The organism is Streptomyces sp. NPDC056061, assembly GCF_042266885.1.
Classification (GTDB): Bacteria; Actinomycetota; Actinomycetes; order Streptomycetales; family Streptomycetaceae; genus Streptomyces.
The window spans coordinates 1-22,521 of sequence record NZ_JBHJWQ010000001.1 but is presented as its reverse complement, the minus strand read 5'-3'; the positions used below and the strand labels follow the sequence as shown (position 1 = coordinate 22,521).

Here is a 22,521-nt window from a genome sequence, read left to right as displayed (position 1 = left end):
CCTGACCAGGTGGCCGGACGCACCGCCGCTCCGCTTCCGGACGGCACCGGCCAGCCCCGCCGAGAACTCCGGCGGCGGACCGCTCCCCCGTTGGCGGTCCGCCGCCGGGCCTCGGGCGGGCCCGTCGGTAGTCCCCGACGGGCAGTCGCCAGGAAGGACCCACGCCCCCGTGGCAGCGCATCGGAAACCCAGGCAGCGCCCGTACACCGGCACTGCCGCCCGCACCGCGGCCGCCCTCGCCATCACCGGGGCCGCCACCGCTGCCGCCCTCCCGGGCTCCGCGCACGCCGACCCCCGGCGCACCCCGGCCCAGGTCGAGGCCGAGGTCGACCGGCTCTACCACGATGCCGAGGTCGCCACCGAGCGGTACAACGGCGCGAAGGAGCGGGCGGCGGCCGCCGCCGAAGCCGTCGACAACCTGCGCGACGAGGCCGCCCGCCGGACCGAACGCCTCAACGCCGCACGTGACTCCCTGGGCACCTTCGCCGCCGCGCAGTACCGCAGCGGCGGGCTGAGCCCGACCGTGCAGCTCGCGTTCTCCTCCGACCCCGACCAGTACCTGGAGCGCGCGTCGTTCGTGGACCGGATCGGCGACCGTCGGGCCGTCGAGGTCGACGCGGTCGAACGGCAGGTCGCCCGAATCGCCCAACTGCGGGCGGAGTCCGGGAAGAAGCTGGCGGCCCTGGCGGCACGCCAGGCCGAGCTGAAGAAGCACAAGGCGTCGATCACCGCCAAGCTGGCCGAGGCACGGCGCCTCCTCGCCACCCTGACCCCGGCCGAGCGCACCGCCTACGCGGACGCGGACGCGGGGCCCGCCGGGTCCCGTGCCGACCGCGACATGCCCCGCGGGTCCGTGCAGGCACCGAGCGCCCGCGCCGCCGCGGCCGTCGCCTTCGCGTACGGGGCGCTCGGCAAGCCGTACGTCTGGGGCGCGACCGGTCCGTCCTCCTACGACTGCTCCGGGCTCACCCAGGCCGCGTGGCGCTCCGCCGGTGTCTCGCTGCCCCGCACCACGTACACCCAGATCAACGCGGGCCACCGCGTCCCGCGCTCCGAACTGGCCCCGGGCGACCTGGTGTTCTTCTTCTCCGGCATCAGCCATGTCGGGCTGTACATCGGGAACGGCCAGATGATCCACGCCCCGCGTCCGGGTGCGCCGGTCAGGATCGCGCCGATCGACCAGATGCCCTTCGCCGGGGCGACCCGGGTGGCATAGGCTCCGACCCGATCACGCTCCGGACCGGCCCCGGGTCGGTCCGGGTATCGGACGCGACCGGCGCCGGATCCGCCCGCCGCCGGACCAATCGGCCTGAGGAAACCCGTACATGACCATGGACCTCGAAGTCCAGACCCATGCCCGTACGCTCGCGCTGCGCTCGCCCGACCACCTCCGGATCGGGCCCTTCACCGTGCGGTACAACCCGAACTGGTCGATCAAGTACGCCAATTACGCGATACCCGACCGGGACGCCGAACCGACGGCGGCGGATCTCGACGCCCTGGTCGAGGCGTTCCGCGCGCACGAGCGGCTGCCCCGGCTGGAGTTCCTGCCCGGCTGGGCGCCCGCGGTCGAACCGGCCCTGCTCGCCGCCGGTTTCACGGTGGAGAGCCGCACCCCGATCATGGCCTGCGCCCCCGGTGGCCTGCTGCCGCCGAAGCCGGTGGACGGCCTGGCGGTCGCCGAACCGGCGACCGACGCGGAGTTCGACGCCGCCGCGCTGGTCCAGCACCACGGGTACGGCGGGACCGGGGAGCCCGAGGGCGGCGAGGCCGCCTGGCTGCGCGAGGCGGCCTCGGGCGGCGGTGTCGCCGCCCTCGCGGCGCTCGACGGCACACCGGCGGGCGCGGGCGGCTGCTCGCTCCCGGTCGACGGCATCAGCGAACTGGCCGGACTCGCCGTCGCCGCTGCCTTCCGCCGCCGCGGCATCGGCGCCGCGCTCTCCGCCCACCTGACCGCGACCGCCTTCGCACGCGGCTGCCGGGTGGTGTGGCTGGAGCCCGGCGACGCGGACGTGGAGCGGATCTACGCGGGCATCGGCTATCGCCGGGTCGGCGAGAAGGTGAACATCTCGCTCGCCGACGGCGAGGCGGACTGACGGGCTCGCGCGGACGGACGGACCACCGACGGACAGCCCCGCACGGACAGGGGTGCGGGACGGGCCGACGGCGCAGCGCGGGCGGGTTCAGACCAGCCGTCGGGCCGTCGCCCAGCGGGTCAGCTCGTGCCGGTTCGACAGCTGGAGCTTGCGGAGCACCGCCGAGACGTGCGACTCGACGGTCTTCACCGAGATGAACAGCTGCTTGGCGATCTCCTTGTACGCATAGCCGCGGGCGATCAGCCGCAACACCTCGCGCTCACGCTGGGTCAGCCGGTCCAGGTCCTCGTCGACCGGGGGCGCGTCCGTGGAGGCGAACGCGTCGAGAACGAAGCCGGCCAGCCGGGGCGAGAACACCGCGTCGCCGTCCTGGACCCGGAAGACCGAGTCGACGAGGTCGGTACCGGTGATGGTCTTGGTGACGTAGCCGCGGGCGCCGCCGCGGATGACCCCGATGACGTCCTCGGCGGCGTCCGAGACGGACAGCGCCAGGAACCGCACCGGATTGTCGACTGCGCCCATCAGCGGGGCGCAGCGGCGCAGCACCTCGACACCACCGCCGCCCGGGAGGTGGACGTCGAGGAGGACGACCTCGGGGCGGGTCGCCGTGATGACGGTGACCGCCTGGTCGACGTCGGCGGCCTCGCCGACCACCTCGACGCCCGTCTCCTCGGTGCGGCCGATCTCGGCCTGGACACCGGTGCGGAACATCCGGTGGTCGTCGACGAGCACGACCCGTACCCGGCGCTCCGGGCCCCCGGCCGCCTCAGTGGTCTCCGTCATCGCTCGCCCTCTCCATCTCCAGCTCGACTTCCGTGCCCCCGCCGGGCACCGAACGCAGCCGCGCCGTACCGCCGTTGCGCTGCATCCGGCCGATGATTGATTCTCGTACGCCCATTCTGTCCCCTGGTACGGAGTCCAGATCGAACCCCGGCCCCCGGTCGCGGACCGAGACGAAGACCGTCCGGCCCTCGACCTCGGCGTACACCTGAACGGCGCCGCCCTCGCCACCGTACTTGGCGGCGTTGACCATCGCCTCGCGCGCTGCCTGCATCTGTGCGGCCAGCTTCTCGTCCAGCGGGCAGTCGCCGACGACGACGACCTCCAGCGGGACACCGTGCTTGTCCTCGACCTCGGCGGCGGCGCGCTTGACCGCCTCGGCGAGGGTCTCGGGCTCGTCGTCCACGTCCTTGCCGGTGCCCTCGGGGTTGTAGAGCCAGTTGCGCAGTTCGCGTTCCTGGGCGCGGGCCAGGCGGCGGACCTCCCCCGCGTCCTCCGCGTTGCGCTGGATCAGGGTGAGGGTGTGCAGCACCGAGTCGTGGACGTGGGCGGCTACCTCGGCACGCTCCTGGGCCCGGATGCGCATGGTGCGTTCCTCGGAGAGGTCCTGGGTCATGCGCACGAGGTACGGGCCGGCGAGCAGCGCGATGCCGGTGAGGACCGCGATCGCGGCGGTGAGGACGTTGCCGAGCTGGGCGGCGGAACCGCGCACCACCATGAAGACGGCGAGTCCCAGGCCGACCAGGGCGACCCCGGCCAGGGCCCGGGCCAGGTGCAGGACCCGGCGGCGGTTTCCGACCTCCATCCAGCGGGCGCGCCGGGCGTTGTCGGCCTGCCGCCACACCAGGACGGAACCGGCGCCGATCAGCAGCACGGGCCAGATGTAGCGATCGGCCTCGCTGCCCATGTCGACGTTGCCGACGAAGATCATCGCGCCGATGAACAGCGCGATGAGGGCGAAGACCTGGCCCTTGTCGGGTTTGCGGAGCCGCCGACTGCCGTCCGGGGCGGTCTCGAACAGGGAGCGCGGCGCCTCCACGCCGCCGACGCCGAGGGGGACGACGATCCAGAACACGGCGTAGAGCAGCGCGCCGAGGCCGTCGGCGAAGAACAGGCCGACGAAGACGAACCGCACCCAGACGACGGGCAGGCCGAGGTGGCCGGCGAGACCGCGTGCGACGCCGCCCAGCAGCCGTCCGTCGGCGCTGCGGTACAGCTTGCGCGACGGCGGCTCCTCCGGCTCGGTTCGGGGGGAGCTCGGGGCCCGGGGGGTGGCGGCTTGCATGCCCCGATGGTCACATGCCCGGACCGGCGGCGGCATCAGGGTCCTCCCCGGACTCCACCCTGAGAGACAGGCGGGAGCCCTCCCGGCGGACTCCGGGAGCGGACGGGCGGGGCGGCCCCCAGGGGACCGTCGGGGCAATATCAGGGAACGGCCAGGGTAGGCGCCTGTCCCGGACGGGAGTCCGGCCCGTCACCATGGACCCATGACCGTTCCCCAGGACGCCTCCCCCGGTGTCGCGCCACCCCCCGAACCGAGGCCGCAGCTGCGGCGCACCCCGCGCCAGAAGGTCGTGGCCGGGGTGTGCGGCGGGCTCGGCCGGTACTGCGACGTCGATCCGGTGATCTTCCGGATCGTGCTCGGTGTGCTGTCCGTCACCGGTGGCGTCGGGCTGATCTTCTACGGCTTCGCCTGGCTGCTGGTCCCGCTGGACGGGGAGGAGGAGAACGAGGCGCGCAGGCTGCTGTCCGGTCGTGTCGAGGGGGCATCCCTGATCGCCGTGCTGCTCGCGCTGATCGGCTGCGGGCTGTTCCTCTCGATGCTGAACAACGGCGGCACGCTGGCGTTCTCCGCGATGCTGTCGCTCGCGGTGGTCGGCTTCGCCGTCTGGACGCAGAACCGCAGGGCCGCACCGCAGGATCCGCTGCACCCGGCGACCGCGCAGGCGGTGGCGGACGCCCCGCCCGAGGTGAAGGCTCCGCCGTCGCCGGGCAGTCCCTCGTGGTGGCGGGGCCCGATCGTCAAGGACGGCACGACGGGGCCGGTGGCGCACGGGTATCTGTGGGGTCCGGCCGACGCGCCGCACGGCGTACGGTCGCCGCGCCCCCTCGGGGCGACCGCGCAGGCACCGTTCCGCACGCCCGGACAGGAACCCGGCACCCGCGGACCGGCCTCCATCGGGGGTCTGGTGTTCCTGCTGGCGCTGATCGCGGGCGGTCTGGGCACGGGCCTGACCTGGGAATCCCAGCCGCTCGGCACGAGCCTGCAGTTCGGCCTTGCCGGTGCGCTCGCGGTGTTCGGGCTGGGGATGCTGGTCAGTTCGTTCCTCGGCCGGACCGGGTTCGGCACGGTGATGCTGGCGATGATCACGGCGGTGCTGCTGGCGGGCTCGTCCGCGCTGCCGAAGGACATCACCACGCAGTGGGTGCGCGAGAGCTGGCGGCCCGCCTCGGCGGCGGCGGTCCGGCCGTACTACGGGCTGAGCTCCGGGGACGCGCGGCTGGACCTCACCGAGGTCACCGTCCCGGCGGGCGACACCGTCGCGACACGGGTGAAGGTGTCGGCGGGCCGGGTGACCGTCGTGGTGCCGAAGTCGGTGACCGTGAAGGTCGACGCGCGGGCGGGGCTCGGCGACATCTCGCTGCCGGTGAGCCGGCCCGGGGGCGAATCCTCCCGGCAGCCGCCGACCGATGTGGACATCGCCCCGGCGCAGAACGAACATCGCACCTTGCCTCCGGCCCCGGGCAGCAAGCCCGCCGGCACGGTGGAACTCACTCTCGAAGTCGGTCTCGGACAGGTGGAGGTCACCCGTGCTGCGTCATGAGATCCGTCCGGGCCGCGCGGTGGCGGGCGTGGTCATGCTCGCCCTGGCAGGGGGATACGCGGCGGACGCGGCGGGGGTCTGGGACGCCCCCTGGATCTTCTTCTTCCCGCTGTTCCTCGGTGGCCTCTGGCTCGCCGTCACCGTGACCTGGGTGAGCTACATGATCCGTCGCCGCCGCGACGCGCGGAGGGCGTCCGCGGAGAAGGACGCGGCCCCGCCGAGCAGCAGCGGCAGCCAGGCCATGAGATAGACGAGGTCGTTGCCCAGGTAGTAGGGCGTGGTCTGCCAGCTCATGGTCAGCCACAGGCTCAACGAGATCAGCGCCCCGCCGAGCGCGGCGAGCCGCCCCCACAGCCCGATGAGGGTGCCGACGCCGACGAGCAGTTCGCCCACGGCGATGGCGTACCCGAAGCCGACGGGGGCCTTCAGCGCGAGGTCGACGAGCGCGGGGATCGCGGACGAGTCGCGGATCGCGTGCATCGTCGCGCCGATGGAGCCGTCGCCGCTCGCACGGAGGAAGGAGCTGTCCGTCAGCTTGTCGAGCCCGGCGTAGAGGAAGGTGGCGCCGAGGAAGATCCGCAGGGGCAGCAGGGCGTGCCGCCGCGCCAGTTCCCGGATCCCCAGCGGCTCGCCGAGACCCCGCCCGCCCATGCCGACGCGTACGTTCATACCGTTCCCCACACCCGTGACGCCGCGCACGTTCGTGCCGTAACCCCGCATGGTGACTGCCCCGCCTTCCGTAGACCCGTCACCAGACGATACGTAGCCGGGCGGCGCGCCGCTCACCCGGTGGGCCGTCCGGCCGGGGGCCGTCCGCGGATCGCGGGCCGGAGGGTCAGTCCGTGACCTCGATCTCCACCCGGTTCGTCTCCACCCCGGCGGCGGTCACGACCTGGACTTCCACCCGGCCCGGTTCCACGTCCACCGGTACCGGCACGGTGAGCACACCGTCCGTCGGGTTGGCGAAGCCGCCGCTGACCGGGACGAGCGGCACATGCACATGGACCCGGCCGATCCGGACGACCAGGCCGGCCAGCCGGTCGGGGGCCCCGGCACCGGGCGGCACGAATCCGGCGCCGCGGATCTCGATGTCGTCACCGGTACGGATCGGCGCGTCCAGGTCCCCGGCCTCCCGGGCCCGGACCACGGACAGCACCACCGGACGCCCGCCCTCCGCGTACTTCCCGGCGAAGTACGCGGCCGCCGAGACGGTGACCAGCAACGCCAGCCCCCACGGCAGGTCGGGCAGCTGCTCGGGCCTGCGGGCCAGCCGGACCGCGGCGAACAGCGCGGCGACGGTGCTCACCAGCACGTACTGCACGTCCGTGAAGCTGCCCCGCCCGGAGTCGTCGGTGAGCAGGTCGGCGGCGCGCGGCCGGTCGGCGCGCAGCTTCTGGATCCGCCCGGCCAGGGTCCGTACGGTCACCACCCGGCGCACGACCACGGCGACGGCGCACACCAGCGCCAGTACCGTCACCACCCCGGCGCCCCGGGCCAGATCCAGCCCCTCGATCAGCGCGTCGCGCTCGGCGTGGTCGGAGGCCCCGGCCAGTTGGAGCGCCAGCACGAGCACGGAGAACACGGCGAGCAGCACCCAGGAGGCGGCGACCGCCCGGGAGGTGGAGAGCCGGTTGTCCTCCCCAATCACCGGGGCGAACAGTCCGCCGCGGGCGCGGTGGACGTGGGCGGCGCCGGTCAGCAGGGCCGCGGTGACGAGTCCGGCGACGAGACCGGCCGTACGGGCGTTGGTCCAGCCCGCGCCGATGGCGGTGGCGGCCTCGGCGACGACCAGCACGGCCACGCCCGCCCACACCGTGATCAGGGTCCGCCGCCACACCCGGTACAGCCAGGCGTCACCGGCCTCCCGGCCCCGCTCGGCGACGTCCCGGGCCGACTGGGTCAGCTCGTCGGACACCCATTGGCGGGTCGCGGAGACGGACCGCGCGACGCCGGGCGGCAGGCCCTGCCCCGCAGCGAATTCGTCCCGTTTGGTCAGAAAGGCGGCCACCGCACGCCGATGGCCTTCGCGCGCCCCGTGCGGGCAACCGCCGCACGTGCAGCCGCCGCTGTGCGTGCCGCTCGCCCTCGCCTCGTCCAACGCCACGGAGAACGCCGCCCTTTCCTGCCCCGGTTCTGCCAACTCAGCTGTGATTGCAGCGAATTGTGCCGCACGTCGGGGCTCCGGGCCGCATCGGCCCGATCCGATGCCGCGCATCGGCTGAATGCACGAGCGATCCGGCCACCGAAATGGTCAGCGGAGGACGGTATGGGCACTATGTATGGCAGGTGTGTTCGACACTTGGGACGTCCGCGGCCGACGTGGCCGCTGCCGCCGCCCTCGGGCGGCCCGGACGGTCACGGCGTACGGCTGATCCGGCGCCACAGCGGCTGATAGCTGATCCACGCGACCAGGTCGCTGCCGAGCCGCTCACGGGTGGCGACGGCGTCCCGGTGCTCGATCGGCACCGGTTTCCCGGCGGCCCGGGCCACCAGTTGGACCTGGCAGGAACGCTCCAGCGAGATGAACCACCAGGCCGCCGCGTCCACCGAGTCGCCCACGGTCAGCAGCCCGTGGTTGCGCAGCACGATCGCCTTGCGACCGCCGAGCGCGGTCGCGATCCGACGCCCTTCCTCCTCGTCGACCACGACCCCGGTGTACGCGTCGTACAGCGCGTGGTCCTCGTAGAAGGCGCAGGATTCCTGGGTGATCGGTGCGACGAGTTCGCCGAGCGCGGCCAGTGCCCTGCCGTGCACCGAGTGGGTGTGCGCGACGGCGACGACGTCCGGTCGGGCCCGGTGCACCTGTGCGTGGACGGCGAAGGCCGCCTGGTTGACGTGCTGCCGACCCTCGACGACCTGTCCGTTCCCGTTGACCAGAATCAGCTCGTCCGCCGTGATTCCCTCGAAGGGGGCGCCGAAGGGGTTGACCCAGAAGCAGTCGGCGAACTCCGGGTCGCGTGCGGTGAGATGACCGGAGACGCCGTCCTCGTAGCCGAACTCCCCGAAGAGTCTGAGCGCCCCGGCCAGCCGCTCCTTGAGGTACGCGCGTTCCTCCCCCACCGATGCGTGCACGGGTGGCATGGCGAAGTGGAGCTGGTCCGCGGGTACGGGCGTGGGCTCGGGCATGACGGCTCCTCCGGCTCCCGGGACATAGGGGGGAGGAAGCTACCGCCGGTCGCCGCAAGTGGCCAGAGGCGGAAAGGGGTCGGTCCGGTGAAGGACCGACCCCGGACGGCCGCTACCGACCGCGGCTGTAGATTCCGGTGAGGTCCGCCTCGATCAGGAACGGAACGTCCAGCTTCAGCTCGTTGTGGTAGATGCCCGTCGGGGTGTACGCCTGTCGAGCGGGATCGAGCTCATACACGTACACGATCGGCATGCCGTCGGCATCCGATTCCACCCGCCAGAAGTGGACCACACCGGCTGCGGCATACTTGCGCGGTTTGACGTCACGGTCCCGGTCCTGGGAGTCGGGTGACACCGCCTCGACCACCAGGACGACGTCCTCGGGCGCGTACCAGGTCTGGTCGGCACCGGTGTCCGCCTCTGCCCGGTACACCAGCATGTCGGGCTCGGGTCGGTTCCTCCTGTCGATCCTGATGCTCATTTCCCGGTCGACGTCCAGATCGTCCGGGAGATGTGCGAGCAGGGCCTGCTCCAGCAACCACATCGTGCGGGTGTGGAACTTCCGCTGCGGACTCGTGAAGACGAGACTCCCGTCGATCAGCTCGGTGTGGGGCGGGAGGCCCGGAATCCGGTCGAGGTCGTCCGCTGTCCACCCGCCCTCGGGCGGGACGGGCCACCGGTACCGCTGCTGCTCAAGCTTGGGCTCGGCTGCGGCGCTCATGATTGCTCCCATGGGGCAGAGTCTCGTCTCCTCAGCCAGCGTACCCAGCGCGAACGCCGATGCCGCCACCCAAACGAATGAGCGACGGCATCGGCATTGCCCCTGCTGGGAGGGTCACTCCCACTCGATGGTCCCCGGCGGCTTGCTCGTCACGTCGAGCACGACGCGGTTGACGTCGGCCACCTCGTTGGTGATGCGGGTCGAGATCCTGGCGAGGGTCTCGTACGGCAGGCGCGACCAGTCGGCGGTCATGGCGTCCTCGGAGGAGACCGGGCGCAGCACGATCGGGTGGCCGTAGGTGCGGCCGTCGCCCTGGACGCCGACCGAGCGGACGTCGGCGAGCAGGACCACCGGGCACTGCCAGATGTCGCGGTCCAGGCCGGCCGCGGTCAGCTCCTCGCGGGCGATGGCGTCGGCCTCGCGGAGCAGGTCGAGCCGCTCCTTGGTGACCTCGCCGACGATCCGGATGCCGAGGCCGGGGCCGGGGAAGGGCTGGCGCTGGACGATCTCGTCGGGCAGGCCGAGCTCCTGGCCGACCATCCGGACCTCGTCCTTGAACAGCTTGCGCAGCGGCTCGACGAGCTGGAACTCGATGTCGTCGGGGAGACCGCCGACGTTGTGGTGGGACTTGATGTTGGCGGTGCCGGTACCGCCGCCGGACTCGACGACGTCCGGGTAGAGGGTCCCCTGGACGAGGAACGCGACGTCCTCGCCGTCGGCGGCGCCCTCGGCGACGATCTCGGCCTGGGCCTGCTCGAAGACCCGGATGAACTCGCGGCCGATGATCTTCCGCTTCTGCTCGGGGTCGGAGACCCCGGCCAGCGCGTTCAGGAAGCGCTCGGAGGCGTCGACGACCTTCAGCTGCACGCCGGTGGCGGCCACGAAGTCCTTCTCGACCTGCTCGGTCTCGCCCTTGCGCATCAGGCCGTGGTCGACGTACACGCAGGTCAGCTGCGATCCGATGGCCTTCTGGACCAGGGCGGCGGCCACCGCCGAGTCCACTCCGCCGGACAGGCCGCAGATGGCGCGCTTGGCGCCGACCTGCTCGCGGACCAGGGCGACCTGCTCCTCGACCACGTTGCTCGTGGTCCAGTTCGGCTCGATGCCGGCGCCGCGGTAGAGGAAGTGCTCCAGGACCTGCTGGCCGTGCGTGGAGTGCATGACCTCGGGGTGGTACTGGACGCCGTAGAGCTTCTTCTCGTCGTTCTCGAAGGCGGCGACCGGGACGACGTCCGTGGACGCGGTGACGGTGAAGCCCTCGGGAGCGGCGGAGCAGGCGTCGCCGTGCGACATCCAGACCGACTGCTCGGCGGGGGTGCCCTCGAAGAGCGTGGAACCGCTCTTGGAGACGGTGAGCGGGGTGCGGCCGTACTCGCGGGCACCGTTGTCGTCGACGGTGCCGCCGAGCGCCGTCGCCATCAGCTGGAAGCCGTAACACATACCGAAGACCGGGACCCCGGCCTCGAAGATCGCACGGTCGAGGGAGGGCGCGCCCTCCGCGTACACCGACGAGGGGCCGCCGGAGAGGATGATCGCCCGCGGGTTCTTGGCCAGCATCTCGGCCACCGGCATGGTGGACGGGACGATCTCGCTGTAGACCCGGGCCTCACGGACGCGTCGGGCGATGAGCTGGGCGTACTGCGCGCCGAAGTCGACAACGAGGACCACGTCGGTGGTGCTGTCGGGGGCGGCGGGGGGTGCTGCTGGCACGGGGCGGCCTTCCGGCGATGAAAAGGGGGTCGGTTTTGTCGATTCTACCGGGGTCGCGGAGTCGGCGGTCGTGCCGTCCGTACGGGCGGGACCGTACGGACGGCACGCACCGGGGGCGGGCGGCGGCGGGCGGTGATACCGGTGTCTCAGCATCCGGGCGCCGGGTGGGGCCGTTCCGGGCTTCCGGGCATACTGGACTCATGCGTCAGCACACGACCTTCGTCTTTACCTATGGCATCCGGCCCGCCGGCTGCCATGGTCGTGCTGCTTGATCGACTGACAAGCAACGTTCCAGGCGCCCCGGGCCGAAAGGCCCGGGGCGTTTCGGCGTTCCGGGACCGATCGCCTCCCGGGGCCCTCACCCACGAGGAGTCCGCACGATGACCAGCACCGCACCCACAGCCGTGACCGACGCGACCGCCCCCGCCGAAGCCTCCGCGGCCGGGGAGACCGGCGCCCGTACCGAGAAGGCAGCCGCGCTGATCACCGACGCGCGGTCCCGCATCGACGCGCTCGACGACCGGATCATCGGGCTCGTGCAGGAACGGATGGCCGTCTCGGCGGTCATCCAGGAGGCCCGGATCACGTCCGGCGGCCGCCGGATCAACCTCTCCCGCGAGATGGAGATCCTCGGCCAGTACCGGGACGCGCTCGGCAAGCCCGGCACGGCCCTCGCCATGACGCTGCTGGAGCTGTGCCGCGGACGGGCCTGACGTCCCCGGCGGCCGGGGGGCGCGGGCGTATCCCAGTTCGGGCCCGCTCTCACCCGTACGGCGCGTGACCGGGTCCGCGACGGCTTCGTTGGTCCCGGTGTCCGTGCCAGCCAGGGGCGGCTTTGGAAGGAAACCACGCGTGGCTCCGCCGGAGCGTGAGGCGTACGCAGGTACGCCGTGGGACCACGCCCCGGCGTGCGTGACCGGACGGCAGGGGACAGCAGTCCGGTCACCCCATACGGCCGGCTTCGGGGACGCCCGGAGCCGGCCGTGTCCGGTTCGGCGGGACGAGCGCGCGGCGCGGCCCGTACGCCACCGGCCCGGGAACGCCGCGCGCCACGTCACCGCCCCGACTCCGGGGCGCGGCCGGCCTCCCCCGTCGTGGGAGGAGCCGAAGGACCTCCGCCACCGGGCACCGGGCCCGCGCCCGCACCGCTTCCGTGACGCCTGTCGCCACCGCGCCACCGCGCCACCGTCGTGTCCGGCGGCGGAGTGAGTGGCGTCACACAAGGGTTTTGTGATGCGTCGGACAACCATTGCGGCGCATCGGAGGTCAACCATGCGGATCGGCCGGATCACGCCCGGTGAGGGCGTGCCGTCCGTGTGCACCGCTGCCGGACGGTCGGCGCGGGAACACCGGACGCCCCGGCGGCCGCGGACGCGGAGGGGCTGCGCTCGGAGGGGGGTGCAGCCCCTTCTGCCGTCACGGCGACCGGGTCCCGGACGGCGCCCGGGACACACTTCGCAACGGCGTCGCCGCAGGCCGGCGGTCACGTCCGGCACGGCGGGAACCGCCGTCACGGCGACCGCCCCCGGTCGCTGCCGTCACGACGACGCGTCCGTCGTCGCGGTCACGGTGTCCTCTTCGGCGGGACCGCCGGTATGCCGAGGAACGGCAGCTTCAGCGCGCCGAAGGCGTCCTCGGGCACCGCGGGGGACCGTGGCGCGACGGCAGCCGGCCGCCGGTACGGCTCGCCCTGCGCCGGTCGCCGGTCCTCCTCGCCCTTGTTGGGCCAGAAGGACATCGCGCGTTCCGCCTGTGCGGTGATGGTGAGCGAGGGATTGACGCCGAGGTTCGCGGAGACCGCGGAGCCGTCGACCACCGAGATGCCGGGGTGCCCGTAGAGGCGGTGGTACGGGTCGATGACCCCGTCCTCGGCGCTCGCCCCGATCGGGCAGCCGCCGAGGAAGTGCGCGGTGAGCGGGGTGCCCATCAGCTCGCCGACGTTCGAGCCGGCGAAGCCGTTGATCTCCTCGGCCAGCAGCGTGGCGCTGCGCGTCGCCTCCTCGATCTGCGTCGGGTTCGGCGCCCCGTGGCCCTGCCGGGCGGTGAGCAGGCCCTTGCCGATGCCGCCCGGCTTGCGGTACGTGGTCAGGGAGTTGTCCAGCGACTGCATGACGAGCCCGATGATGGTCCGCTCCGACCAGCGCCGGTTGGAGAGCGAACGCAGCGCGAGGGTGGGGTGTCTGGCCACGTTGCCGAGCCAGCCCAGCACCCGGCGGCCGCCGTAGGGCACCTGGAGTATGGAGAGCGCGCCCATCGCGTTGGAGCCCTTGCCGTAGCGGACCGGTTCGATGTGGGTGTTCTCGTCGGGGTGGACCGAGGAGGTGATCGCGACGCCCCGGGTGAAGTCGGCCCGTGCGGTGCCGTGTTTCTCGCGGTAGCGCCGGTCGGTGGTCTGCGAGCCCACCAGCGCCTCGGAGTTGGTGCGGGTCAGCGCGCCGAGCCGGTCCGAGAGGCGGGGCAGCAGCCCGCGGTCCCTCATGGTGTGCAGCAGGCTCTGGGTCCCGTACGTGCCCGCCGCGACGACCACCTCGCGGGCGCGCAGCCGGGTGGGCCTCGCCTTTCTGCGGCGGTCGGTGGGGACGGTGACGACGCGGTAGCCGCCCTCCGGATGGTCCGTGATCGCGACGACCGAGGTCATCGGGTGGATGACGGCCCCGGCCCGCTCGGCGAGGTGGAGGTAGTTCTCGTTGAGGGTGTTCTTCGCCCCGTGGCGGCAGCCGGTCATGCATTCGCCGCACTCGGTGCAGGCCCGGCGGGCGGGGCCGGCGCCGCCGAAGTACGGGTCGGCGACCGTGCCGCCCGGCTCGGCGCGCGCCGAGCCGTCGGCGTCCTCGCCGTCGCCGAAGAAGACACCGACCGGGGCGAGGTGGAAGGTGTCGCCGACGCCCATGGCCTGCGCGGCAGCCTTGAGGTGGACGTCGGAGGGGGTCGTCGTCGGGTTGAGCCGGACCCCGAGCATCCGCTTGGCCTGGTCGTAGTACGGCTTCAGCTCGTCCTGCCAGTCGGTGATGGACGCCCACTGCCGGTCCTCGAAGAACTGCGCCGGGGGCACGTACAGGGTGTTGGCGTAGTTCAGCGAGCCGCCGCCGACGCCCGCGCCGGCCAGCACCATCACGTTGCCGAGCAGGTGCACGCGCTGGATGCCGTACAGCCCGAGGGCGGGGGCCCACAGGTAGTTCCGCAGGTCCCAGGAGTTCTTGGGGAGGGTGCCTGCGGTGAAGCGCCGGCCGGCCTCCAGGACGCCGACGCGGTATCCCTTCTCGGTCAGCCGGAGCGCCGACACCGCGCCACCGAAGCCCGAGCCCACGACCAGGACGTCGTAGTCGTACGCGGCGTCGTCGGCGGCGGTCTCCGGGGCGGCGGACCGCTTCCGGTCAGGACTGTCCTGGGGCATGGCTCTCCTCGGTGCGGTACCAGAAAGCTGGTGGGTGCGTTCCGTCAGCGCAGACGGAACGCCTTCATCGCCTTCAGGCTGCGGGTCATGAACGCGGCGTACTTCGCGTCGTCCATGCCGAAGGACGGGGCGAGCGGGATCAGCCGCTGCTGGGCGACGGTCTGCGCCTCGGTGTACTTGAGGATGCCCTCGGAGCCGTGCCGTCGGCCGAGGCCGGAGTCCTTCATGCCGCCCATCGGGGACTGCACGCTGCCGTACGCGGGCGCGTAGCCCTCGTTGATGTTGACCGTGCCGGTCCGCAGCCGGGCGGCGACCCGGTGGCCCCGACCGGAGTCCTTGGTCCAGACGCTCGAATTCAGGCCGTACGGGGTCGCGTTGGCCAGTGCGACGACCTCGTCCTCGTCACGGAAGCGGTAGACGGAGACGACCGGGCCGAAGGTCTCCTCGGTGCAGACGGCCATCGGCGCCTCGACGCCGTCGAGGATGGTCGGCTCGTAGAACAGCGGGCCGATGTCGGGCCGGGCGACACCGCCCGCGACGACCTCGGCGCCCTTCTCGACGGCCTCCGCGACGTGCCGGGTGACGGTCTCCAGCTGGCGTTCGCCGACCAGGGAGCCCATGTCGGCTCCGTAGGCCAGGGAGCTGCCGAGCCGCATGGCCCTGGTGCGGGCGGCGAAGCGGGCGACGAAGTCGTCGGCGACCGACTCGTGCACGTACAGCCGCTCGATGGAGATGCAGAGCTGCCCGGCCGAGGAGAAGCAGGCGCGGACGGCGCCCGCGGCGGCCTTCTCCACGTCGGCGTCCTCCAGCACCAGCATGGCGTTCTTCCCGCCGAGTTCCAGCGAGACCCCGACCAGCCGGGCCGCCGCGCCCTGCGCGACCTCGCGGCCGGTGCGGGTGGAGCCGGTGAACGAGACGTAGTCGGCGTGCTTGACGACCTCGGGGCCGACGACCGGCCCGTCGCCGAGCACCACCTGGAAGACCTCGGCGGGCAGTCCGGCCTCGATCAGCAGGTCCCGGGCCCACAGCGCGGTCAGCGCGGTCTCCGTGTCGGGCTTCATCACGACGGCGTTGCCGGAGACGAAGGCGGGCAGCGCGTCGCCGACGGACAGCTCGAACGGGTAGTTCCACGGGGCGATCTGGCCGATGACGCCCCGCGGCTGGCGCAGTTCGGTGACCTTGGTGAGGGTCGGCACCACCCCGGTGTGCCGCTTCGGCCGCAGATACGCGCCGGCCCGGCGCCCGTAGTGGCGGGCGGCGACGGCGACGGCCTGCACCTCCTCGTGGGCGTGCAGCCGGGCCTTGCCGGTCTCCAGCTGGATGAGGTCGAGGACCTCTGCCTGACGGCTGAGCACCAGGTCGTGGAAGCGGAGCAGAACGGCCGCCCTGGCGCGGACGGGGGTCGCGGCCCAGGCGGGCTGGGCGGCTCGGGCACGTTCGAAGGCGGTCGCCACGTCCTCGGGCGTGGACTCGGGCAGATCGGCCAGCTTCTCCCCGGTGAAGGGGGTGTGGTTGGCGGTGCGGCCGGAGCCGATCACGCCCCGTGTCAGCTGGGCGACCACTTCGGGAGTCACCACGTCGGCGGCGGTGCGCACGCCCGCCGGGGCGGTGGCCACGGGGTTGGTGCCGACCGGGGCTGCGGAGGTGGGCGCGGGGGCCTGCGAGTCCGTCATGAGGGCGAGAGTACGTCCAGCCGCCCACTTTGGGTACCCGCGGGTAACAGGTTTTCACACCACCCACGAACTAGCCAGTGATCACTGGCAACAAAGCCCCTGATCAGGGCCCCTGCGGTCACCGGACCGAAGCGGAACCGCCCGGTCGGAAGCATCCGTCCCCGACCGGGCAGGGGCCGGACGCCTTCGTTCCGGGTACTTGCCCGGTTCCGCTCAGTCGGAGTCCCCGGGGGCCCGCCAGCCGCGCAGGATCGTGTCGAACTGCGTCCGGGTGGTCTCCCAGTCCTCCGCCGGCCCGCTCATGTACAACGCGTACTCGGGGCCGCCGGTCTCCCCGAAGTACATCTGGTCGATCGCGCGGCGCGGGCCCGGGTGGTCCTTGGTCTCGGTCCAGGTGAACTCCCAGAGCGAACCCGGCCGGTCCCGGTAGGTGTTGGAGTGCAGGGTGTTGCGCGCGTACTCGGGAAGCCGCCCGGCGAGCTGCTGCTCCAGGTTGAGCATGTGCATGTACGAGTTCTCGAAGTCGGGCGTCGGATCGATGCCGATCCGGATGTAGTGCACGCCGTTGTCCGGGGTGTAGTCGACCTGGTTTCCGTCCGCCCGGCGCTCCCAGCCGTCCGGCACGGTCAGGCTGAAGCCCTCGGGGTCGTCCACCCGGTGCCAGCCGTCGGGGATCTCCTTCGCCCCCTTCGTCTCCTGCGACGACGGCGTATCGGGCTTCACCGGACGCGCGGCCGGCGTCTCGACGGGCGTCTCGGACACATGGGTTCCGGTACCGCCCCGGCCGGCGGTGTCATCGCCACGCTCCCGGTACAGCATCGCCGCGGCCACGACGCCCCCTCCGATCACCGCCGCGGCGACGACGACCAGCACCGCCGTGCGCCAGCGGCCCCGGCGGCGCCGGGTGACCTGGGGCGGCACCGGTCCGGCGGCCGCACCGGCCGCGTTCCCCGCTGCGGCCGCGACCGCGACTTCGGTGGGGTCTTCGGGCGGCGGGGAGGCGACGGCGCCGGGGGCGTCGTCCGGGCCGAGAGTGCGCAGCATCTCGTCGGAGACGCGCTGCGTCGGCACGAACGCCTGGGCCGCCTGGGGCGCACGGCCCTCCATGGCGTCCAGCAGCATCCGTTCCGCCTCGGCGGCCGTGGGCCGGTCCTCGGGCTCCTTGCGGAGCAGCGCGGTGATCACGGGGGCGAGCGGGCCCGCGCGCTCGGGCGGCGGCGGCTCCTCGGTGACGACGGCCTGCATGGTGGAGATCGGGGATGTGCGGCGGAATGGCGAACGGCCCTCGACGGCGGTGTAGAGCGTGGCGCCGAGGGACCACAGGTCGGAAGCCGGCCCGGGGTCGCCGCCGCGTACCCGCTCGGGTGCCAAGTAGTCGATGGAGCCGACGAGTTCACCGGTCCTGGTGATGGTCGAATCGCCCTCGATCGCCGCGATCCCGAAATCGGTGAGCAGCACCTGGCCGTCGGCGGCGAGCAGGACGTTGCCGGGCTTCACGTCCCGGTGCAGGACCCCCGCGCCGTGCGCCGCGCGCAGCGCGCTCAGCACGTGGAGGCCGATCCTGGCCGCCTCGCGCGGCGCGATCTCGCCGACCTCCTTGGCCGCGTCGGCGAGCGAGGGCCCGTCGACGTACTGCATGACGATCCAGGGCCGGTTGTCGTACTCGATCACGTCGTGGACGGTGACCACGCCCGGGTGGGTGATCCGGGCTGCCGCGCGGGCCTCCTTCTGCGTGCGGGCGTGCAGCACGACCCGGTCGGCCTCGGCGACGTACTGTCCGGCCGTCAACTCCTTGACCGCGACGGTGCGATGCAGCACCTCGTCGTGTGCGCGCCAGACCTTGCCCATGCCGCCGCGCCCGAGAACCTCACCGAGCCGGTACCTTCCGGCCAGCACAAGTCCCGTGTCCGTGCCCTGTGATCGATCCACGTATCCCCGCCCCGTTCCCTCGAAGGAAAGATTACGGAGGGGCGCTCGGCCGCGGAACCTCGCATCCCCGTGGATACCGCACTGTGATGCTTGTCGCTCCGCCACCGGAACGCCGAGCAGAGAAACGGTTCAGCGCGTCATGCGGTAGGAAGCGACGGCTTGTTGGTAGATGTCCGAAACCTCATCGCGCCGGGACTCGGGGCCGATGACCTGGATGACGTGGTAGCGGCCGTCGATGATCAGGGCGAGATTCCGGGCGTACACCTCACGACCGGCGTCGTCCTGCCAGGTGAACTGGCCCTCGGCCATGGCCTGTCGGCCGACGTCGATCCGCCGCAGACCGCTCGAACCCGACCAGCTGGAGTCGCGGAACTGCTGCAACTCCCGTTCCTTGTCGGCCTGGTACGCGAGCGGGTCGGCACCGGCGGTCTTGACGGTGTCGCGTCCGGGCACGATCAGCAGGCTGAAGCCGTCGGCGCCGTAACGGATCTGGCGGTCCGCGTTGGCGGGGGTGCGCTGCCAGTCCTTGAGCACGGCGACCTCGAAGCCCTCCGGGTCCTTGCGCAGGGTGTATCCGGCGGCGACGGCCACGGCGGAGCGGGTGGTCTGCGGCTGCTGGGCCCCGGACGGCGGTACGGACGGCTGCTCGCCGGAGGTGTCGCCGGTGCCGGACCGGGGCTCGCCGGAGGCCGGTGCCCCGCGGCCCGAGGTGTCGGGGTCGCCGCCCTCCCGGGGCATGAACAGCACGGCGTATCCGATGGCGGCGGCCAGGGCCAGCAGGATCAGCACCAGGAGCAGCCGGCCGAGCCGTCCGGGCGAACGGCCCTCGTGCTGCGGGGAGCCGGGCGGCGGGGTGCGCAGCGCCTTGGGGACCTTGGGCTCGCGCGGCGCCCTGGACGGCTTCGGCGGCCGGGGGGCCTTCTCCGGCCGGGGGGCTCGCTCCTGAACGGGACGGTCGCGCCGGTCCGGCTGCTCGCCCGTGCTCCGGTGACGGCCGTGGACCGCACCCCGGCCGAAGAGACCGCGGCGCCTGCGGACCAGTTCGCCCCGGCGCCGCACGATGGGGAGCCGGGCGGCGTCGTCGGCCGGCAGCGGCACGACGTCCAGCCCGGCCTCGGGTTCGGGTGCCGACCGCACGAGGGAACGCAGCCAGCCGCTCAGCTCCTCGACGTCCGGCCGGTCGGTGGGGTCCTGGCGCAGCAGCGATTCGACGACGGGGCGCAGCGGCCCGCATTCCTCGGCGAAGGCGGGCGGCTCACCGCACACCATCTGGACCAGTTCGGCGGCGTTCTCCTCGGGGTAGGGGGCGTGGCCCTGGACGGCGCGGTAGAGCAGCGCGCCGAGCGCCCAGAGGTCGGTGGCGGGGCCGATCGGCGGGGCCAGCCGCCAGTTCTCGTGTACGGGCCCGCCCTGTTCGGGCGCCCAGCGCTCGGTGACCGCACCGACGAGGGCGATCCGGGCCTGCCGGGCGCGCTCGGCGGCGAGCGGGGTGGCGGGGCCGCGGTACGGAGCGTCCGGGAGGCCGCTCGCGACGAGTTCGCCCCAGCCGCCCGCCCCGCCGCCCCGCTCCGGCCGGTGGGCCCCGAGAGCCGGAAGGGCGTCGTGGAACGGGGTGTCCCCGCCGAAGCCGTCGGAGCCACCGGCGGGGACGGGGCGCCCGGTTTCCGGGCCGTCGTCCCAGGTCCCGGTGAGGTACACCCGCCGACCGGGGGTTGACGGGCCGGGGGGCGTCCGGCCGTCCCCGTCCCCGTCGCGCTCGTGGGCGTCGTCGTGGGCACGGTCATCGCGCTCGTCGGCGCGGTTGTCGGCGTCGTCGTGCGGGACGGCGGCGGACGCGGCCCTCGGGTACGGGGCGGCGGCGGACGGGCCCCCGGTGTACAGGTCCTCGTCCGACACGTCCTCGTCGTCGCCGTCCCACGGGTCGGCCGACTGCGGACGAACGCCGCCGAGCGCGAGCGGTCCACCGTTCTCCGGACCCGCGGAACGCTGAACGGGCAACGGGGCGGTGTCGTCCGCGCCGGGGCCGGGCGCCGGGCGGACGTGGCTCATCGGCGACGGGACCGCCTCCAGTTCGCTCGCCGCGCCGGTCCGGGCGCCGCCGTGCGCGGCCTCCTCGCGGATCCCCTCCTCGCGGGTCCCGTTCTCCTGTGCGCCGTCCTCGTGGGCGCCGTATCCGTCGTCGTACAGATCGGCGTCGTCGTACCCGCCGTCGTGCACACCGGTGCCGTACGCACCGGTCCCGTCGTACACATCGGCATCGTCGTATCCGTCGTCGAGCACATCGGCGTCGTACGCGCCGGTCCCGTCGTGGGCGTCGCCGTCGTATCTGCCGTCGGCAGACACGTCGTGGGCTTCACCCCGTGTCGCCCCCTTGTCGACGGCCGCCTTCTCGACGGCCGCCTTCTCGATGGCCACCTTCCCGTCGGCCGCCGGGCCGCGCACGGCCGGCACCTCCGGCGGGAGGAGCGGCGGGGGCGGTGCGTACGGCCCCATCACGTCCGGTCCGCCCGTCGGGCCGACGGCCCCGTACTCGTACTCGCCCTCGGCCTCACCGCTTCCCGGCGGGCCGCCGTATCCGAGCTCGTCCTCGTCGTCGGGCCGGGGCGTGGGCACGTAGCCGCAGAGCGCCTCCTCGGCCGCCCCGGCCGCCAGGCCGGTCAGCACCACACGCCCGTCGTCGCAGACCAGCACCGTGCGGGCGGTGATGTTCCGGTGGGTCCAGCCGTGGGCGTGCAGCACCCGCAGCGCGGCCAGCACGTCGGAACCGATCTCGGCGGCCCGGAAGGGGTTGAGCGGGCCCTCCGCGAGCAGGTCCGCGAGCGGCCGGGCGGCGATGAACTCGCTGACGATCCAGAGCGATCCGGCCTCGGCGAACACGTCGAAGACCTGGTCGAGCCGGGGGTGGTCGGGCACCTGGGCCGCCGCCTGCGCCGCCTCGACGGCACGTCGCACCGCCGGGTCCGCGGGGCGGCGGACCGCTCGCCCCGTGACCTGCCGGACCGAGGGCACCGGGCCGTCGGCGTCGAGCACCTCGGCGTCCACCACCTCGGGCAGCGGAACCTGACGGACCAGTACCTCCTGGCCGCTGTAGGTGTCGAACGCCCGGCTCTCGACGAGTTCGTACGCGTCGGACGGAGGCAACGGCAGGCGGTAGCGGTCGGCGAGCACCCGACCCGCGTAGTCGTCCACGACGCCTCCCCAGAGCGCGCTGTCCCCCCGGTCACGAGGACCGCTCGCATACATCAATCGCGGTCGCTCGCCGTACAATTGACCGACCGTTCCGGTCCCGTGCGGTCTTCAGGCTCTCACGATACGTGGCAAGTGGCAGCGGTGTGCGGGGGTCTGCCCATCCCGCGCTCCTGCGCCCCTCGCGTCAGTCGGTGGGGGCGAAGGTGTCGAACGCGGTCTTGCGCAGGGTCCGGCACTCCTCGCCGTCCCAGTCCTTCGCCGGGCAGCTGATCATGATCGCGTAGCCGTGCTTGGCGTCGACCTTGAAGCCCCGGTTCAGGACGCGGACCCGCTGTCCCTGCTGGGTGCGCTCGAACTGCCAGTCGGCGACCGTCGGGTAGCCGTTGTACTGGACGTTCTTCACGCCCAGGTGGTGGTAGCCGTTGCTGGTGGCCGCGACGCCGGCCTTCGCGGCGTTCCACGCGGCGGCGGCGTCGCCGCCGGGCGAATCGGTGTAGTCGACCTGGACGCGCGGGAAGCCGCCGTCGGCGTTGTAGATGGCGCCGGACTTCTTTCCGGCCTCGCGGTCGAACGTGAAGGCCCCGGGCATCGCCATCGTGAAGTGGTACTGCTTGTTCGCGACGGACGTGTAGCCGTCGGGCAGCGCCTCACCCGACTTGTCGCCCTTCGGGGCGTCGTCCTTTCCCTGCTCCGTGTCCTGGCCCTTTTCCTGGCCGCCGGCCCCGTCCTCGGCCCTGCCCCCGGTGCCGCTGTCGGGCTCCGGGGAGCTCCCGGTCGTCGAGGCCCCGGCCGAGGCGGACGTATCGCCCTTCCCGCTGCCCTTCGCACCCTTGTCGTCGTCCCCGCCGAGGGTGAGGGCGAGGACCGTGGCGACGACGGCGAGGACGACCACGGCCGCGATGATCGCCAGGGTCCGGCGCGGCACCACGTCCGTGAGGGACGCACGCGGCGGAGCGGGGACGGCCGACGACGGGGCGGGGCGCGCGGGCGGGGCGGCGGCAGTGGTGGCCGCGCCCCGGGCCGCCGTCGCCGGGGGCCGGACCGGCTTCGGGGCGGCCGCGGGACGGCCGGCCGGGGC

Annotated in this window: 16 protein-coding genes and 1 pseudogene; 5 read left to right on the top strand and 12 right to left on the bottom strand. The window is 73.1% G+C overall.

The window, feature by feature from the left end; genetic code table 11:
- Window positions 1–169 precede the first annotated feature (169 nt).
- Both ACFC79_RS00085 and ACFC79_RS00080 read left to right on the top strand, forming a co-directional pair.
- On the top strand, window positions 170–1,216 hold the full coding sequence (locus tag ACFC79_RS00085; protein ID WP_376233048.1) for an NlpC/P60 family protein: 1,047 nt from the start codon (window positions 170–172) through the stop codon (window positions 1,214–1,216).
- A 109-nt stretch (window positions 1,217–1,325) separates the two neighbouring features.
- Window positions 1,326–2,096 carry a GNAT family N-acetyltransferase gene (locus tag ACFC79_RS00080; protein WP_376233045.1) on the top strand — a complete coding sequence of 257 codons (771 nt, stop codon included), beginning with the start codon at window positions 1,326–1,328 and terminating at the stop codon, window positions 2,094–2,096.
- A gap of 87 nt (window positions 2,097–2,183) precedes the next feature.
- Here the strand turns inward: ACFC79_RS00080 and ACFC79_RS00075 are convergent, their stop codons facing one another.
- Both ACFC79_RS00075 and ACFC79_RS00070 read right to left on the bottom strand, forming a co-directional pair.
- Entirely contained in the window at window positions 2,184–2,879 is a 696-nt protein-coding gene (locus ACFC79_RS00075) for a LuxR C-terminal-related transcriptional regulator (protein ID WP_376233044.1), read from the bottom strand.
- Entirely contained in the window at window positions 2,863–4,161 is a 1,299-nt protein-coding gene (locus tag ACFC79_RS00070; RefSeq protein ID WP_376233041.1) for a PspC domain-containing protein, read from the bottom strand. The genes ACFC79_RS00075 and ACFC79_RS00070 overlap by 17 nt, the downstream gene beginning before the upstream one ends.
- Before the next feature lie 202 nt (window positions 4,162–4,363).
- Between ACFC79_RS00070 and ACFC79_RS00065 the strand changes: the two genes are divergently transcribed.
- Complete coding sequence (locus tag ACFC79_RS00065; protein WP_376233038.1) at window positions 4,364–5,701, top strand: PspC domain-containing protein; 1,338 nt, start codon at window positions 4,364–4,366, stop codon at window positions 5,699–5,701.
- Entirely contained in the window at window positions 5,688–5,951 is a 264-nt protein-coding gene (locus ACFC79_RS00060) for a hypothetical protein (RefSeq protein ID WP_376233035.1), read from the top strand. Before ACFC79_RS00065 ends, ACFC79_RS00060 begins: the two co-directional genes overlap by 14 nt.
- On the opposite strand, the gene ACFC79_RS00055 is transcribed toward ACFC79_RS00060, so the two are convergent.
- The 5 genes from ACFC79_RS00055 to guaA form a co-directional block, all read right to left on the bottom strand.
- Complete coding sequence (locus ACFC79_RS00055) at window positions 5,858–6,370, bottom strand: DoxX family protein (RefSeq protein ID WP_376233033.1); 513 nt, start codon at window positions 6,368–6,370, stop codon at window positions 5,858–5,860. The two genes, ACFC79_RS00060 and ACFC79_RS00055, sit on opposite strands and share 94 nt — an antisense overlap.
- A 166-nt stretch (window positions 6,371–6,536) precedes the next feature.
- Window positions 6,537–7,805 (bottom strand): hypothetical protein, encoded by a 1,269-nt coding sequence (locus ACFC79_RS00050; protein WP_376234834.1) that lies wholly within the window; start codon window positions 7,803–7,805, stop codon window positions 6,537–6,539.
- A gap of 251 nt (window positions 7,806–8,056) precedes the next feature.
- The gene (locus tag ACFC79_RS00045) at window positions 8,057–8,827 is read right to left on the bottom strand and encodes a class II aldolase/adducin family protein (protein WP_376233031.1); all 771 of its coding nucleotides are present in this window, start codon (window positions 8,825–8,827) and stop codon (window positions 8,057–8,059) included.
- A gap of 112 nt (window positions 8,828–8,939) precedes the next feature.
- Window positions 8,940–9,548 carry a Uma2 family endonuclease gene (locus ACFC79_RS00040; RefSeq protein ID WP_376233029.1) on the bottom strand — a complete coding sequence of 203 codons (609 nt, stop codon included), beginning with the start codon at window positions 9,546–9,548 and terminating at the stop codon, window positions 8,940–8,942.
- 114 nt (window positions 9,549–9,662) lie between these two features.
- Window positions 9,663–11,258 (bottom strand): glutamine-hydrolyzing GMP synthase, encoded by a 1,596-nt coding sequence (gene guaA, locus ACFC79_RS00035; RefSeq protein WP_376233026.1) that lies wholly within the window; start codon window positions 11,256–11,258, stop codon window positions 9,663–9,665.
- 380 nt (window positions 11,259–11,638) lie between these two features.
- Here guaA and ACFC79_RS00030 point away from each other — a divergent pair, with 380 nt between their 5' ends.
- Complete coding sequence (locus ACFC79_RS00030) at window positions 11,639–11,971, top strand: chorismate mutase (RefSeq protein WP_376233023.1); 333 nt, start codon at window positions 11,639–11,641, stop codon at window positions 11,969–11,971.
- 851 nt (window positions 11,972–12,822) lie between these two features.
- Here the strand turns inward: ACFC79_RS00030 and ACFC79_RS00025 are convergent.
- From ACFC79_RS00025 to ACFC79_RS00005, 5 genes and pseudogenes are all read right to left on the bottom strand, one after another.
- On the bottom strand, window positions 12,823–14,652 hold the full coding sequence (locus tag ACFC79_RS00025) for a GMC family oxidoreductase N-terminal domain-containing protein (protein WP_376233020.1): 1,830 nt from the start codon (window positions 14,650–14,652) through the stop codon (window positions 12,823–12,825).
- Window positions 14,653–14,696: 44 nt separating this feature from the next.
- On the bottom strand, window positions 14,697–16,325 hold the full coding sequence (locus ACFC79_RS00020) for a succinic semialdehyde dehydrogenase (protein ID WP_376233017.1): 1,629 nt from the start codon (window positions 16,323–16,325) through the stop codon (window positions 14,697–14,699).
- Between the two features lie 213 nt (window positions 16,326–16,538).
- Entirely contained in the window at window positions 16,539–18,254 is a 1,716-nt protein-coding gene (locus ACFC79_RS00015) for a serine/threonine-protein kinase (RefSeq protein ID WP_376233015.1), read from the bottom strand.
- A 129-nt stretch (window positions 18,255–18,383) separates the two neighbouring features.
- Entirely contained in the window at window positions 18,384–21,443 is a 3,060-nt protein-coding gene (locus ACFC79_RS00010) for a protein kinase (RefSeq protein ID WP_376233012.1), read from the bottom strand.
- A 184-nt stretch (window positions 21,444–21,627) separates the two neighbouring features.
- A pseudogene (locus ACFC79_RS00005) lies at window positions 21,628–22,521 on the bottom strand (serine/threonine protein kinase); the annotation flags it as partial.